Origin of the sequence: Shewanella ulleungensis (genome assembly GCF_014648315.1) — a bacterium.
Classification (GTDB): Bacteria; Pseudomonadota; Gammaproteobacteria; order Enterobacterales; family Shewanellaceae; genus Shewanella; species Shewanella ulleungensis.
In genome coordinates this window covers 282,886-299,461 of sequence record NZ_BMQW01000006.1, presented here as the reverse complement: position 1 = coordinate 299,461, position 16,576 = coordinate 282,886, and the positions used below count along the sequence as shown (strand labels likewise).

The 16,576-nt window shown below is 41.5% G+C and carries 13 protein-coding genes; 2 read left to right on the top strand and 11 right to left on the bottom strand.

The annotated features are described in order from the left end of the window. Nucleotides 1–103 precede the first annotated feature (103 nt). The 6 genes from dnaX to IEY40_RS13425 form a co-directional block, all read right to left on the bottom strand. The gene (gene dnaX / locus IEY40_RS13450; RefSeq protein WP_188956986.1) at nucleotides 104–3,100 is read right to left on the bottom strand and encodes a DNA polymerase III subunit gamma/tau; all 2,997 of its coding nucleotides are present in this window, start codon (nucleotides 3,098–3,100) and stop codon (nucleotides 104–106) included. 149 nt (nucleotides 3,101–3,249) lie between these two features. Next, nucleotides 3,250–3,801, bottom strand: a complete 552-nt coding sequence (gene apt / locus IEY40_RS13445) for an adenine phosphoribosyltransferase (protein ID WP_188957074.1) — start codon at nucleotides 3,799–3,801, stop codon at nucleotides 3,250–3,252. Between the two features lie 132 nt (nucleotides 3,802–3,933). Then, nucleotides 3,934–4,299, bottom strand: a complete 366-nt coding sequence (locus IEY40_RS13440; protein WP_188956984.1) for a YbaN family protein — start codon at nucleotides 4,297–4,299, stop codon at nucleotides 3,934–3,936. A 379-nt stretch (nucleotides 4,300–4,678) separates the two neighbouring features. After that, nucleotides 4,679–5,434, bottom strand: coding sequence for an HvfC family RiPP maturation protein (locus IEY40_RS13435; protein ID WP_188957072.1), 756 nt, complete (start codon nucleotides 5,432–5,434; stop codon nucleotides 4,679–4,681). A 56-nt stretch (nucleotides 5,435–5,490) separates the two neighbouring features. Continuing rightward, the gene (locus IEY40_RS13430) at nucleotides 5,491–6,336 is read right to left on the bottom strand and encodes an HvfB family MNIO-type RiPP peptide maturase (protein WP_188956983.1); all 846 of its coding nucleotides are present in this window, start codon (nucleotides 6,334–6,336) and stop codon (nucleotides 5,491–5,493) included. 114 nt (nucleotides 6,337–6,450) lie between these two features. Further along, the gene (locus IEY40_RS13425; protein WP_188956981.1) at nucleotides 6,451–6,879 is read right to left on the bottom strand and encodes an HvfA family oxazolone/thioamide-modified RiPP metallophore; all 429 of its coding nucleotides are present in this window, start codon (nucleotides 6,877–6,879) and stop codon (nucleotides 6,451–6,453) included. A 351-nt stretch (nucleotides 6,880–7,230) separates the two neighbouring features. Here IEY40_RS13425 and dusC point away from each other — a divergent pair, with 351 nt between their 5' ends. Next, nucleotides 7,231–8,175: a tRNA dihydrouridine(16) synthase DusC gene (gene dusC, locus IEY40_RS13420; RefSeq protein WP_188956979.1), complete on the top strand. Its 945-nt coding sequence runs from the start codon at nucleotides 7,231–7,233 to the stop codon at nucleotides 8,173–8,175. Nucleotides 8,176–8,312: 137 nt separating this feature from the next. Next, entirely contained in the window at nucleotides 8,313–8,678 is a 366-nt protein-coding gene (locus IEY40_RS13415) for a TraR/DksA family transcriptional regulator (RefSeq protein ID WP_229777106.1), read from the top strand. A 108-nt stretch (nucleotides 8,679–8,786) separates the two neighbouring features. On the opposite strand, the gene IEY40_RS13410 is transcribed toward IEY40_RS13415, so the two are convergent. From IEY40_RS13410 to hscA, 5 genes are all read right to left on the bottom strand, one after another. Beyond that, entirely contained in the window at nucleotides 8,787–11,315 is a 2,529-nt protein-coding gene (locus tag IEY40_RS13410; protein WP_188956977.1) for a TonB-dependent receptor plug domain-containing protein, read from the bottom strand. Nucleotides 11,316–12,724: 1,409 nt separating this feature from the next. Further along, nucleotides 12,725–13,156, bottom strand: a complete 432-nt coding sequence (gene ndk / locus IEY40_RS13405) for a nucleoside-diphosphate kinase (RefSeq protein WP_188956975.1) — start codon at nucleotides 13,154–13,156, stop codon at nucleotides 12,725–12,727. Nucleotides 13,157–13,279: 123 nt separating this feature from the next. Beyond that, the gene (rimK, locus tag IEY40_RS13400; RefSeq protein ID WP_188956973.1) at nucleotides 13,280–14,191 is read right to left on the bottom strand and encodes a 30S ribosomal protein S6--L-glutamate ligase; all 912 of its coding nucleotides are present in this window, start codon (nucleotides 14,189–14,191) and stop codon (nucleotides 13,280–13,282) included. A 146-nt stretch (nucleotides 14,192–14,337) separates the two neighbouring features. After that, complete coding sequence (gene fdx / locus IEY40_RS13395) at nucleotides 14,338–14,673, bottom strand: ISC system 2Fe-2S type ferredoxin (RefSeq protein ID WP_188956971.1); 336 nt, start codon at nucleotides 14,671–14,673, stop codon at nucleotides 14,338–14,340. An 8-nt stretch (nucleotides 14,674–14,681) separates the two neighbouring features. Beyond that, nucleotides 14,682–16,541, bottom strand: coding sequence for a Fe-S protein assembly chaperone HscA (hscA, locus tag IEY40_RS13390; RefSeq protein WP_188956969.1), 1,860 nt, complete (start codon nucleotides 16,539–16,541; stop codon nucleotides 14,682–14,684). Nucleotides 16,542–16,576: the final 35 nt, after the last annotated feature.

The window sequence follows — 16,576 nt, the reverse complement described above, 5'->3', positions numbered from 1 at the left end:
AATGACGCTAATCTTACTGAAATAAAATCGATTGGCAATCTAGGCTGAGCATTTTTGAGATGAAGATATGTTCATTTCAACCTAAATTACCATTTACGAATAGTTATTGAGCAGTTAATTGAGCAATATCTTGAGCAATTTGCGCCAACTGCTCAGGCGGATACTCAATACTATCACTGTCTAACTGGGCAGATAATCGTTGGATCATCCACTGAGTATTATCATCTTGCAAAATTGATTGCTCGGCTTGAGCAATCAATTCTCGATGAAATCGTTTACGCAATTCTAACGGTGTTTCTCGCTGTGGAACAATACCGATTTGAATTTGAACTTCAGTTGGTTGTTGCAAATAATCCGTCAACGCGACTTGCAATTGATCTATCGCAATAGGTGCTGAAAGGTGTTTTTGGTCCGGTTTTAATACCAACACCAATGGGTTACTTTGTGCTTGGCAAACAGAATTAACACCCAACTGCCTTACCCGGCCGCCAACCGATACATTTGTCATCACTTTATACCAATGTAAATCAAGCTCGTCGCCTTCAATAGTGTGTTGAGTAAACGGCGCTATCGCCGTTAACGTTCGAGACTCTAAGGGTTTAGCTAAAGGCTCAGCAGTAATAGCGGGCTTTGATGCCGTAAAAGCGCTCGAGGTTTGCTTTATTGCTGCAGAACCGCTTTGAACAGGTTGTGTTGCCTGCTGCTGGGCAAAATCGGCAAAAGTTGTATAGGACTCATCTGCAGCAGGTTCTATCCATGGCGCCCTATCATATTTCGCATCTGCAGTTACACTTTCATTTGTTGAATGTTGACCATTAGAGACATCGTCTGTTGGATCTTCGGGCATAGTGGCAGACACAGGAACAGACGCTTGAATAGTCTCTGTATTACTCACACGATGCAGCTCAATCGGCGTATCTGTTTGTGACATCTCAAGTGATGATTCAATCGGAGTCTCAGGCATTGACTCAGCTGTTGTCGCAAAGCGTTTCGGCGCAGCAGGTACTTTACTTATGTTCGCGGACTTACTGACAACAGGTGTTTTAGCAGCCTCAGCTTCTTTTTGCTGCAGCGCGCCAACATCGGCAATTAACGAATCACGGCTGGCAAGTACTACATTTAGAAAGTCTAATGCATCTTCTTGGTTTGCAGCGGTTTGTGCTGCAGGTTTTTCCTCAGCCTGTTGTAATGCTTTAGGCGATGAGGTTTGTACAGATTGCTCTTGCGAAGATAAACTCAGTGTATTGGTTGGTTCGAATGACTCATCTTTAAACTCAGACTCTGACTGTGCAGAAAATGCGATGTAATCATCATGATCTGAAGGCTGATAGTCACCGTCTTGCTCATAATCACTATAGGAATAACCTTCAAAAGAGCTGTCTGATGAGGTATCTGAAGCGCTATCATGAGTATCATCTAAATCGTTATCAACAGAAACAGCTAAAACTACGCTCGACTCAGTGGCATTGTTAATAGGAGCGGGCTCAGCATCAGCAAGGTCGTTGCATTCAATATCAACAGTTTTAGCAGCAGTCGCGTTGATAACGGCCGAATCAATAGACAAGCTAACATTCGCACCGGTTGCTGAGATTAACGAGTCATCTGTCTTCGCATCAGTTTGACTTGTTGATTTTTCATTAAAACCATAGCTCTGAGCTTGACTCAACAATACGCTTTGTTCCGCAATTAATGCCGCATCAGTGATTGTATAGTCTTGATCACTAACCGTATTATCCAGCTCATCATCATCACCTGACTCACTTTGCGTTGAAACATCTTCTGACGAGGCTGCATCGCTAGATCCTACCTTAAGTGATTCAGTATTATGTTGTGTAGCTAAGACTTGGCTTGCATTGACTTGTGCAACCCCCGTTGAAAGTGATGCTACTTGTGCTCCACTTAAACTTTCTTGGCTAACGGATACTGAATCTTTAAGCTTTGGGCTTGTATCAGTGACCTCGTGCGTTTGTGTTAAATCAATTACGGCAGCAGTGGCTGTTACCCATCGTTTGACTTGCTTTTCAGGAGTGAAAGCCACCGCACGCAATAATGCCATTTCCAGCCCAGATTTAGGATCTGGTGCAAAAGCGAGATCTTTACGGCCATTAAGTAACATTTGATAATACAATTGCACTTGTTCTGGCGATAATTGCTGAGCAAACGCTAGAATTTGCTCACTAAACAGAGATTGTTGAGCTGCGGCGGGAGCAAACTGGGTCAAAGTAATTTGATGCAGTAACTCAAGTAGACTGCGCAGCACTTCTTCAGCATCAGCACCAAACGCTAATACTTTTGCCACCATTTGCATCAAAGGTGCCACATCGGCATCGCATAAGGTTTTTAATAGCGCAATAACATGTTGCTCATCAATACTGCCCAACATGGTTTGTACTTGCTCAAGCATCACCTGCCCGCTACCAAACGCAATGGCCTGATCGGTTAAACTCAATGCATCTCGCATACTACCATTAGCGGCCTTAGCCAACACATTTAAAGCTTGAGGCTCAAAAGGTAATTGTTCTTGAGTAATGACGTATTCAAGTTGCTTGCAGATTTCTTGCTGCGACAGACTCTTTAAATTAAATTGCAAACAACGAGACAATACCGTTACCGGTAATTTATGTGGATCCGTGGTCGCCAGCAAAAATTTTACATGCTCAGGGGGCTCTTCTAAGGTTTTTAACAAGGCATTAAAACTGCTGCGCGACAGCATGTGGACTTCGTCTATAAGGTAAACTTTAAAGCGACCACGAGATGGGCGGTATTGCACGTTGTCCAGCAATTCGCGGGTATCATCTACTTTAGTGCGAGAAGCCGCATCGACCTCAATGAGATCAACAAAGCGACCCTGAGCAATTTCAATACAACTTGAACATTCACCGCAAGGATTTGCCGTTACGCCAGTTTCGCAATTAAGCCCCTTGGCAAAAAGTCGTGCCAAGCTGGTTTTACCGACCCCACGGGTTCCGGTAAACAAATATGCATGATGAAGACGTTGCTGGCTTAATGCATTAGTGAGTGCCATTAGTACATGGGACTGACCAACCATTTGTTCAAATTTTGCTGGACGCCATTTGCGGGCGAGCACTTGATAAGACATGAAATTCCCCACATAGAGCTATCGGGAGTCAATCCCATTAAAGGGGATAACAATAACATGCCAAGGGCTGGCATGCTATTGTTGAGCGGGCATTTGATGGACGTTAATGCAGTTAACTGCCTAATAAATTAGCAGTTATTTTAATCGTACTATTCGCCGTCAAACTCACATAAGCTTAATACTTCAATCCCTAGACCTTGAAGGCGCTTTTCGCCTCCAATTTCAGGCAATGAGATAACAAATGCAGCGTGGGAAACTTCACCACCTAATTGACGAATAAGCTTAACCGTTGCTTCAATTGTGCCGCCGGTGGCTAATAAATCGTCAATAACGAGCACTTTATCGTTTGCGTTAATCGCATCGGTATGAATTTCTAAAGTGTCTTTACCATATTCTAATTCATAAGTTTGGCTAATGGTTTCGCGCGGTAATTTACCTGGCTTACGCACAGGGACAAATCCAACGCCAAGCTCAAGTGCTAAAGGCGCACCAAATAAAAAGCCACGCGCTTCTGTGCCAACCACTTTAGTAAAACCTTTTGATTGGTAGTGAGCAACTAAAATAGCAATTGTTGCTTTGTACGCTTCAGCGCTTTCTAACAAGCTGGTGACATCACGGAACATAATGCCTGGCTTTGGATAATCAGGAATGGTTTTAATGCTGTTCTTGATAAGCGCTAAACTGTCTTGGTTCATCATAATTAGTTAACTCTGTTTAAAAGTGATTACGCAATAAAAAAGTCCACGTTATTGGTGGACTCTGGTAAAAATACTTAAGTGATCTTATGCCCGTTTAATCTCAGTTGCAACTGTCATGCATTAACTGACGATTTATTATTCTAACTCTGGGATCCGCCACAAAAAAAACAACAAAACGAGCATCATACTGAACAACATAATTTTAACCCAAATTATTGGTACAATTACGATGCTAATACAAAAGCTTACGCTGCTCATAAACATGGCTTTGCGCTTTAAAGGTCGACTCAAAGCCCTTTTTGACTGCCATTGATGGATCCCTTCTGCAAACCAAGGGTGTGTAATTAACCAATGGTGTAAACGGTCATTTGAGCGGGCAAAGCAGAATGCCGATAATAAAATAAAGGGCACCGTTGGCAATAATGGTAACATAATGCCAATTAAGCCTAATACTAGGCTGCACAGACCAATAATCAAAAAAAAGCCGCGTTTTAGCGCCATAACCACCCTCGCCATAAACAAAAAACCACTCTATCAGAGTGGTTTAGTAAGGCAATATCATGACAGATTATTCTGAAATAAGCGTTAAATTAATCCTGACACTTTTAACCATGAAAGAGTCGCTGGCAATGTTGGAATTAATAAAACCAAAATAAAACCAATAAAATAAACAATGTTAAACGGGTCTTTAAACGGCTGACTCATGATAATTCCTAAATTAAAGTGATATTTTTACTGCAATGCCTTACATCAATCTGCAATAGTGTCGTTAACAAATGAGTTAACTAACCAATATCGATGTGAAGTCGCTCACAAAAAGTGGCTTATTTTAGACGCATATTCATAAAATAAAAACCTTAAAATTATTAAGTCTACTTGTTTATTTGGCCGCTACCACAATCCCCTTTTGTGCAAGTTGCTGCAATAAAGGTAAACAACCAGAAAATAAAGCATCTGTCGACATTTGCGGATAATGCTCACCAAGCCAATCGATAATATTATCAAGGCTAACCGCTTGTTGTGCGAGATCCATTTCTTCAATATAAGCTAACACTTGCGCACTTAATGGCGTAAGTTTTAAAAACGCCACTTCATCTTCACTATCACGATAAACACAAAAGAAATTCGCCTGAGTTGTCGGCTCAATGGGTTGATAATCAACGCTGATATGTTGAACATCAAAGGCATATTGAGCAACCTTAGCACTCGCGGCTAAAATCAAACGATGATCTTGTACATTATCACTGCTTAATAGTTGCGATTGTAAAGTGTCTGGTGCAACAGCGGTACACAACTCTAGCCATTCATAATGTGCAAGTTGTAGCATAAAAATAGGATCATGTTCAGACGGGATATATTCATGTTGTAAAAATGCCAGAAACTCACCGGCTATTTCTACAAATATCGGAGTTTTACAATCGTGCATAACAAAAAATTGTTGCACTAACACCTGCCATTGCTCAACAGAATATAAGCTTTTTAGTACCGGAAAAGCACTAGAGACAAAACCTGAAATATTATTAAAAAACAGCTCTCGGTATATTGTCATTCGCCTTGCTTCAATACCGTCAGGCAAAGGTTGGCTAGGATCGCGAATATAATCCATAAACTGCTGCTGTACGTCAATAAATCCCATCATTAGTTTCCTCAATAATCACTGCTACAACCACTACTTAACTCGACTTAGACTAATTACTTATGTAATTGTGCATCTTGTTGATAATGATGAATTTGGTTTATCTCGTTGAGTAATATTTCAGTTTTGGGAATATTAAAGTCTCTTTCGAGCAACGTAGGACGAACACCATGTAATTGGTAACATTGTTGTAGTAGTGTCCATACAGGGGCAATCACATCTGCGCCATGAGTATCGACCTTTAAGTCAACGTCTTCGTCATAATGGCCAGCGATATGCAAATAAGCGATACGCTCTGTTGGCATTGCTGCAAGAAATTCATTAGCATCATATTGATGATTAATTGAATTAACGTAAATATTATTTACGTCGAGTAATAGTTTGCAATCAGCTTCTTGTAATACCGCATTTACAAAAACTTGTTCACTCATTTGCGCGCCAGGGGCGGCATAAAACGACACGTTTTCAAGAATGAAAGGACGTTCGAGAATATCTTCAACTTGCTTGATCCGTTGTGCCGTGTGGATCACGGCTTCATCGGTAAACGGTATCGGCATCAAGTCATACATGTGCCCGGTTCCCGAGCAATAACTTAAATGCTCTGAGTACACATCAATGCGATGTTCATCCAAAAAGTGCTTTATATTTTTAACAAATTGAATATCAAGCGACTCAGGACTGCCAATGGATAACGAAAGCCCATGGCAGAAAAAAGTATGCTGCTCTGTTAATTGCTTAAACTGGCGACCAAATTTACCACCTAATGTCATCCAGTTTTCTGGCGCGACTTCAAAAAAATTGATTGCCTTTGGTACATGCTGGCAAAATTCATCCAACATTTCACGGCGTAATCCTAAACCGACACTCGCGTGGCTTAAAGGGAGATGTTTTACTGTAGACATATTGCGTCCTTAAACCATAAATTCGAGATAAAATTAAGGCCTGAAACTCAGGCCTTAATTGTGTCAGATAAGCCGAAGCAATATCAAATGGTTGTGGTTAATATTGGCTATCGCTTACTTATCACCACCACATTTGCCTTCGCCACATTTACCTTCTTTGGCTTTTTCAGCAGACTTTTTCATGTCGCCACCGCATTTGCCTTCGCCACACTTACCTTCGACCGCTTTTTCAGCAGACTTTTTCATGTCGCCGCCGCATTTGCCTTCGCCACACTTACCTTCGACCGCTTTTTCAGCAGACTTTTTCATGTCGCCGCCGCATTTGCCTTCGCCACATTTACCTTCAGCTGCTTTTTCAGCTGATTTTTTCATGTCGCCGCCGCATTTACCTTCACCGCACTTGCCTTCGCCACCGTCTAATTGATAGCCAGCTGTTAATTGTTCAAATCCAAAAGGGTTCGCTTGTACTTCAGCAGCAAAACCAGCAGTCATCACAACAGCACCTAACGCAACAGCTACAGTAGTTTGTTTGATTGAGTTCATAATTTTTATCTTCCTCGTGTCTTGATTATGTAATGGTGACCAACATCATTGCCGGCTTGCATAAAGAGACCTGCGCTCTGTTAGTTTTATTTCAAAATAAATAAATAAATGTGAAAAAACTCACATTCAGTAATAAAAAATCAGGCTAGGACGGAGTTAAATTAACACAAAATTAACATCACAAGAAGAGGGAGCATGAGTTTAAGACCTGCAAGATCCCGACTATCTTTTTGATAAATAGTAAAAAAAAGGACTTATTGATAAACCTGAGTGCTTAAACTGGTGCTTAATGCTGTTATCGACAGATAAACACGGTAAAATAGCGCACTTTTTTATTCAGCAAGGTGTATTGTGCGCGTTATTTTAGCTCCGATGGAAGGCGTGGTTGATGACCATATGCGTGATATTTTATCTGCTATTAACCCATTTGATTTAGTGGTTACTGAGTTTGTACGAGTTGTAAACCAGCTATTGCCGGAGAAAGTATTTTACAAATTGTGCCCTGAGTTACTCAATCACGGATTAACCCCCTCTGGCACACCTGTTCGTGTGCAATTGTTGGGACAAGAGCCAGAGTGGATGGCCGAAAATGCAATTAGGGCAATTGAATTAGGTTCTAATGGCGTTGATGCCAACTTTGGTTGCCCTGCTAAAACGGTCAATAAGAGTAAAGGTGGCGCAGTATTACTGCAATATCCAGAAAACATTTACAAGATTGTTAAAGCCATGCGCAACGCCGTGCCAGGCGAGCACCCCGTCACAGCCAAAATACGCCTTGGTTACGAAGACAAATCATTATTTATGGAAAACGCATTAGCGGTTTACGAAGCAGGCGCATCAGAGTTAGCAATTCATGCTCGCAGCAAAACTGACGGATATAAGCCACCTGCTTATTGGGAATACATCACTGAGGTTCGTAAACGATTACCTATTCCGGTAATCGCTAATGGCGAAATTTGGAATGCTGCTGATGCTCAACGTTGCATGGATGTCACTGGGTGTGACAGTGTCATGATTGGCCGAGGTGCGATTTCGTTACCTAATTTAGGCGACACCATAAAAACCGGTGCGACACCTTATACTTGGCTACAAACGTTAACACTCTTAATGAGTTATACGGAGAAAGAACTCAGCGGCCGAAAATCAGATTATTACCCTTCGCGTATTAAACAATGGTTTAGCTACTTAAATCGTCAATACCCTGAAGCGGATGCATTATTTCGTGAGTTACGGGTCTATAAAACTACCGAAGAGATTGTGACGGTGCTACAACAGGCACATCAGTCATTACGCTAATTTCTATCGTCTCAGGCTACAAACTTTTGTCGCCTGAGTGCAAAAATCTACCTCAGAATTGATCTTCGTCATAACCTACGTTTTTTTTGTGCCTAGAATAGAATTTCTAGTGACATTACCAGTAAAGGTTATTTCAGTTGCACAACTACCAGGACATACTGCAAAAATTACAACAACTTGAACTCAAGTTGAGACGTGAGTTATTGTCAATTATCAAGGATATATCACCAGACGAGAGTCAGCTGGCTCATACCGCTGCACTGGGGGATATTATAGATTACCTGTCACAAGTAAAGTTAGCCAACACCGATCTATTCACTCAATTAATGAAGCTAGATGCAGCATTATGCCAACTCGATCTCGGTCTTTATGGCCTCTGCTCTGACTGTGAAATGGACATCGACGCAGGTAGATTACAGATAGACCCCACTGAACAACGCTGCAGCAACTGCCAACAAAAGTATCTTAATGAACATAGGTTAGAGCTTAGGTTAAATCACTAAACATCTATAAATAGACTTACCTTAGAAACAGACACAAAAAAGCCTACATTTCTGTAGGCTTTTTAACATGCCAATAGGTGTTATTGGCATTCATTATTGTTGCAACTATTAGAACTTAACAGTTACGCCGCCATAGTATTGACGACCAATAGTGTCATACACTTCTGGGACAGTGCCGCCGTCGCTACCGTTAGAAACGCTTGATGGTTCTTCATCAGTGAAGTTTTTCACACCAGCACTCAGGGTAATCATGTCAGTAACAAAGTAAGTACCAGCAATGTTGTGGTAAAGAACTGCGTCCACTTTATCGCCTGTACCTAAGTCATCCATTTCACCGATGTAACGGTTGAAGTAGTTAACATTCCAACTATCTTGGCCAGCTTGAAGGCTAAAGTTGTTACGAACTTCAGCATAAGCACCAAAGTTACCGTCAATGTAATTGGTGTAGTCATTACCTTCTTGTTCAAAGTTTAACAAGTAAGTCGTGTCATTACTGATTTTCCAATCTAACGATAGAGCTTCAAAGTTGTACGCTAAGTTAAAGTCTATACCACTGGTATCTTGGCTACCTACGTTAGTTAACGAGTTAGTTAACTCAGATAAGTCACCGTTAGCACCAATATTGAACGTTTCACATGCTGCAGCAGATGCATTAGCAAAACATTCATCTAAACCAGCTTGGACATCTAAACGAGTAATCGCGTTAGTAACTTTAAAGCGCCAGTAATCAAGCGTTAACGATAAACCTTCAACATAACTTGGAGAATAAACTAGACCAGCAGTGTAAGAGTCAGACTCTTCCGCTTTCAAATCATCATCCGACGTATAACGGACTAGGATTTGTGGATCTTGAGCATTGCCCCATGGATCATCTAAGTAGTCATAAGAACCGGTGTCACCACCAAATAGTTCACTAATACTCGGTGCACGGAAACCTGTTGCAGCAACACCACGAAGCATTAAATCATCAGTTGCTTCATACGTTAAACCGATTTTCCATGTTGATGCTTTACCAAATGTTGAATAATCGTCATAACGTAGAGCAAATTCACCAGTTAATTTGTCAGTGAAAGGCACACTCACTTCTTGGAAAACAGAAATGACATTGTAATCGCCATCAGTCGCATCCTGTTGTGCAGCAGTACTGTCACCAGCAACTGTCACGGGATCGGGGTTGTAATAACCGCTTTCATAGCGGTATTCTGCGCCAATCGCAAATGCAACTGTGCCCGCACTTACATCAAATAAATCACCGTTTAAACCCGCAGAAACAGTGTGTTGTTCGTTGCCGCCATTCGCGTTGTCAGTAAAGCTAATATCATTAACGATATCATCCGTTAATGCTGCACCACTGAACCAAGCATCTTGATTCGCATATACTGAATCTTTAAGGCTTGTTGCATTAATAGAGTTCTCAACGCTAGAGTCTGCTTTATTTTTACCGTAGGTATAAGCAACATCCCAGTTCATACCTGTATTAATATCAAGTTCACCAGCAAGTGCTGCAGAGATGCGAAATGTATCAGTGTCTTGAGAGTAAATACGAGGGCCAGCATCAGTTGTACGACGACGGTAGTTAACACGACCGGTATCATCAGCTGCAATGCCAGCTGTAGTCATCGCATCGCTTAGTGTAATGCATGAGGCATCAGCAGCAACGCCATCAGCGCCACATACATTCAACATCACATCAGCAGGTTGTGGAGCGAGTTGTTGATCCGATTTGCGCTTAGTGTATAGCACATCACCAGTTAGCACTAAATCATTGTCTAATTCTTGAACCATGTTAGCAAACAAGCTATAACGCTCGTTTGGAGTTTGGTAGTAGCTGCTCGTAGTGTAATCGTAACCGGTTGAACGATCTTCCCATCCACCGTTGCCATCTTGCACCATACCATCGAGTGAACCCGTTGGTAGAAATGAACTATAACCAGGCTCAGTCCAATCACGGTCAGATTGAATCACACCTTCACGCTTTGAATAAGCAGCACCAAAAGTGTAGTTGCCGCCGTCAGTGTTAATACCATATAAGCCGCTTATTTCACCCGTTTCACCATCGCTTTCACTCGTAGTGCTTCCGTTAAGGTCTAATTGGAAACCATCGAAATCTTTTTTGGTGATAATGTTAACTACACCAGCAATTGCATCTGAACCGTAAACAGCGGATGCACCATCTTTTAAAATCTCAACGCGGGCAATCATTGCCACAGGAATAGAGTTTAAATCCACAGAGCTATCAGCACCAGATCCTGAGTTCACCATACGACGGCCGTTTAATAATACTAACGTACGTTGTGAACCCATGCCGCGTAAGTCAACTTGTGCGACACCGTCTGAACCATTGTTTGAGCTTGAACCTAGCGCGGCACCCGCCATTGAAGTTTGAGCTTGAAGTAATTGGTCAACCGATGTGAAACCTTCCGCACGTATGGCTTCAGAAGAGATAACAGTTACAGGTGAAGCTGTCTCCATATCTTGGCGTTGAATACGTGAACCGGTGACTTCGATCCGTTCTACTTTCTGCTCGTCGGCAGCAATAACGGCTGAAGAAAACAAACCCGTTGTTGCCACACTTGTTGCTGCTACAGCTAATAAACTGCGACGGATCGCCTTAGCAGTTAATGTTACTGAAATCATGAAAAACTCCCTATTCTTGGAATTAAATAAAACAAGTTGTTATATTTTTAATTATTAATAATCGACCTAGCCAATTACCAAAAACATTATTAATGAATAAAAAACCTTTCGTCAACAACGGTAACATGTAAACAAAATGATAATAAAACTAAAAGACATAATTAATTTGACTAAAAAAATATACATAAAAATCAATTAGATAACCAAAATAAGGCACTATTGTTATTCTTGTGTTAATTTTACGCATTAAAAAAAATACAAATAAAGAACTATAAAAAAACAAATGCAAGATCTATAAAAAACAAAATAAATACACTTACAACAATATAAATACAATTACTCACAAAATGTACCCATTACTGTTTTTGTAAATTTAATTAAATTATTATTTATTTGAACTAAAAAACAGCAAAGTTGCCTGCATGATCCACTGATTATTTATTCACAAATGAACTTAAACGTATCCTATACGCTTATTTTTATTCAAAATATGTTAATAAATACTTCAAATCGCTCATTCAAGCGATCAAAAACACCTAAAAAACCGTGTATTAATACATCGATTTAGCCGCTAACATTCAACTAATAGTTCATTTATCATTCTAAAATTGACGTGCTAAACATAACAAATTAATAACATTTAGTAGCTAAAATAACCTCGACTAGACTGAATAGCTCAAGGTGAGTAATCACCTAATTGACAAACTCAACCTTGCAGTTAATCAGGCTACCTTATGAATTAATCTACTCAGCTAAACCTCCTAGAGTGCGAGCAACAGATTTCAATTAAGTGAAAAGACAAAATCATAGTAAAGGGGAGTAGAAGTACTTGCATTAGGTCTTGAGTATTCAATTTGGGTCTTAGGTATTGTGTGGTAAGTGAGGATGTTGTGGACTAGATGTTGGGTATTAAACCAATTACTTTCATTATCTGACCACTCAGCGGGAGTTCTGCGTCTTCTAGGAAAGTAATAGGATTGTAGGCATAGTTGCTCTCGGCAACTGCTCCTGCGTTGCTCTATCTCCTGCGTCCATGCAGTCGTCGGCAACTGCTCCTGCGTTGCTCTATCTCCTGCGTCCATGCAGTCGTCGGCAACTGCTCCTGCGTTGCTCTATCTCCTGCGTCCATGCAGTCGTCGGCAACTGCTCCTGCGTTGCTCTATCTCCTGTGTCCATGCAGTCGTCGGCAACTGCTCCTGCGTTGCTCTATCTCCTGTGTCCATGCAGTCGTCGGCAACTGCTCCTGCGTTGCGATTGGTCACATAATTAATGGAAAGGTATTAAATGTGGTGCTGGATTTGAGTGCTATTGGCAGGATGTTGATGGCTGAGTTGTAGATGCCAATGCTCATTATTGTTAAATATAAAAAAAGGAGCCTAGGCTCCTTTTTTTAATCTTTCAAGCGAAGATTAACGAGTGCGTGGGCACACTTCGTCAGCGCTGAAGAAGTAAGCAATTTCACGAGCTGCTGATTCAACTGCATCAGAACCGTGAACTGCGTTTTCGTCAATGCTTGCTGCGTAGTCAGCACGTAAAGTACCACGAGCAGCTTCAGCTGGGTTAGTTGCACCCATGATTTCGCGGTTAGCAACAACAGCGTTTTCGCCTTCTAACACTTGAACCATTACTGGACCAGAAGTCATGAAAGACACTAAAGCACCAAAGAAAGGACGTGCGCTGTGCTCAGCGTAGAAGCCTTCAGCTTGTTCTTTAGAAAGGTGTACCATTTTAGAAGCAATGATCTTAAGACCAGCTGATTCAAAACGGTTATAGATTGCACCGATGTGGTTTTTTGCAACTGCATCTGGCTTGATAATAGAAAATGTGCGTTCGATCGCCATAACTAGCTTCCTTAATGTGAGCAAGTTTAAAAAATTCGCGCGGATTATACGTAATTAAACTGAAAAAGCCTAGTTTTATCAGTAATCACAATAACATTTGAGCATTTTTTTACGTCAATTATATTAACAAGCAGCAATTTCGTTGTTTTGTTTATTCACTTTTGCAGCATTTTTTTCGATAAAACTAATAATGGCATCTGCAACATCTTTTTGGGTTGCGCCTTCAATACCTTCAAGCCCTGGTGAAGAGTTCACTTCCATAACTACTGGACCGTGGTTCGAGCGCAACAAATCAACACCTGCGACATTTAATCCCATTGTGCGAGCCGCACGCAGTGCAACAGAACGTTCTTGTGGTGACAACTTAACTAAGGTCGCACTACCACCGCGGTGCAAGTTAGAACGAAATTCACCAGGCTTTGCTTGGCGTTTCATTGCAGCAATCACTTTATCGCCTAATACAAAACAACGAATATCAGCACCTTGGGCTTCAGCAATATATTCTTGTACCATAATGTTGGCTTTTAGGCCCATAAAGGCTTCTAGAACGCTTTCTGCGGCTTTGCGGGTTTCAGCAAGTACCACGCCAATGCCTTGTGTTCCTTCAAGCAGTTTAACCACTAATGGTGCACCGCCGACCATATCGATTAAGTCAGGAATGTCACTGGGTTTATTCGCAAAGCCAGTAATAGGTAAACCAATGCCTTGCCTTGACAACAATTGCATTGAACGGAGCTTATCACGTGAACGCGCTATACCAATCGAGCTATTGACCGCATATACGCCCATCATCTCTAATTGACGCAGCACTGCAGAGCCATAAAAAGTGACAGATGCACCAATACGTGGGATCACGGCGTCAAAATGACCTAAGTCTTTACCTGCCATATGAATGCTAGGCTTAGTCATGTTGATGTTCATGTAACACTTTAATGGGTTGATAACTTTAACTTCATGTCCGCGGGCGACTGCAGCTTCGACTAAGCGACGAGTTGAATATAATTGCGGGCCTTGAGACAGTATTGCGATGCGCACAGAGTGCTCCAAAATAGGAATTTTCGCGCATCATACGCTGAGTTTATTTAAAATCAATGACTGGAATGACCAGAAATAAAAAAAGAGTCAATCTTGATGATTGACTCTCATTTTATAAGCTTGAATTACGCTTACGTTATTATTAATTAGCCTTCGCTAACCATGTTGATAGTGTATTTAGGGATATCAATCACCATATCACAATCAACCACTTTAGCTTGGCAAGATAAACGGCTTTCAGGTTCTAAACCCCAAGCTTTATCAAGCATATCATCTTCTAGCTCATCGCTTTCTTCAAGCTGATTAAAGCCTTCACGTACAACCACATGACAAGTGGTGCAAGCACACGACTTTTCACATGCATGTTCAATATGAATACCGTTACGCAGTGCAACGTTTAAAATGGTCTCACCAACTTCTGCTTCAAGTACTGCGCCGTCTGGACAAAGCTCTTGATGGGGTAAAAAAACTAACTGTGGCATTATTTCACCTATATGTTATCGACCGACTGCCCTTTTAGCGCCGTTCTAATAGAATTATCCATGCGTCGTGACGCAAAATCTTGAGTTTTATCGTCAAGACTTGCAATCGCTTTTTCAATGGCATCAACATCGTCTTGCTGTGCGGTAACGTCAAGTAATGCTATTGCATCTGTTAATTGCTTACGCTCTTGTTCATCAAGTAAGTCACCGTCCTTGCCTAATGCGGCATTTAATGACTCTATCACTCTCGCTGCTTCAACTTTTTGTTCCGCAAGCATACGACGGGTAATGTCATCTTTTGCATACTTCATAGAATCTTTAAGCATCGTTGCAATTTCAGTGTCAGACAAACCAAATGAAGGCTTAACTTGAATCGTGGTTTTCACTTCGGTAGATTTTTCCATCGCCGTGACACTGAGTAAACCATCAGCATCAACCTGGAAAGTCACACGAATGTGAGCGGCACCAGCGGCCATAGCAGGAATGCCATGCAGAGTAAAACGCGCCAATGAACGGCAATCTTCTACCAATTCACGCTCGCCCTGTACTACATGAAAAGCCATCGCTGTTTGGCCGTCTTTAAACGTAGTAAATTCTTGTGCGCGTGCTACCGGAATAGTCGTGTTACGTGTAACCACTTTTTCAACCAATCCGCCCATGGTTTCAACACCAAGCGATAACGGAATGACATCTAACAATAACAAGTCAGATTCAGGTTTATTACCGACTAAAATATCCGCTTGGATCGCAGCGCCAATAGCAACAACGCGATCGGGGTCAATTGAGGTCAGTGGTGTTTTCTTAAAGAAAGCTTCCACTTGCTCACGCACCAAAGGCACACGCGTTGAACCACCAACCATAACCGTTTCTATCACTTCATCAACGCTTACACCAGCGTCACGAAGCGTACGACGACAACTGCCGATAGTCTTTTTCACTAACGCACTAATAAGTTCATTGAATAAGTCTTTATCCACCAGTGTGGTTAATGACTTATTATCAATCACTACATTTGCTTCAACACTGTCATTATCGGTTAGCGCTTCTTTTACTCGGCGAGCTTCTATCAATAATTGACGTGCTAACTGATTGTTAGGGTCGTTGATATTCCACACCTGTTGTAAGTGGCTCACTAGAAGATGATCAAAGTCATCACCGCCTAATGCAGAATCACCACCGGTTGCGAGCACTTCAAAAACACCGCGATTTAAACGCAATACAGAAATATCAAACGTGCCGCCACCTAAATCGTAAATAGCAATAACGCCTTCTTGCTTAGAATCTAATCCATAAGCAATAGCCGCTGCGGTAGGCTCGTTCAATAAACGTAATACTTTTACGCCTAACAATTCTGCTGCATCTTTAGTACCTTGACGTTGAGCATCATCAAAATACGCAGGTACTGTAATAACAATACCTTGTAACTCACCGCCTAATGTCGATTCTGCACGAGCAATTAATGGCTTTAGAATTTCAGCAGACACTTGCACAGGATTAACCTGTCCCGTAGGTGTGCTAAAAACTGGTAAACCATTTTCGCTAGCATGCAATGTATACGGCAGTTTATGTACACCAGATTGCACATCAGCTAGGCTACGGCCCATAAAACGCTTAACTGATACAATGGTATTTTGAGGATCTAAAGCCGATTTAGCTTGTGCCTCATAACCCACTTGCACAGTTTCTTGGCCATAATGCACGACCGACGGTAAAGAGTGACGACCATTGTCATCAGCTAAAGTCGATGCTAAGCCGCTTCTCACTGTCGCCACTAACGAGTTTGTTGTACCAAGATCGACACCCACAGCCAAACGGTGTTGGTGTGGTGCGGCGCTTTGGCCAGGTTCTGCAATTTGCAACAGTGCCATAGTGTTCCAACTTGTTGTGTTATTGATTAGCTATG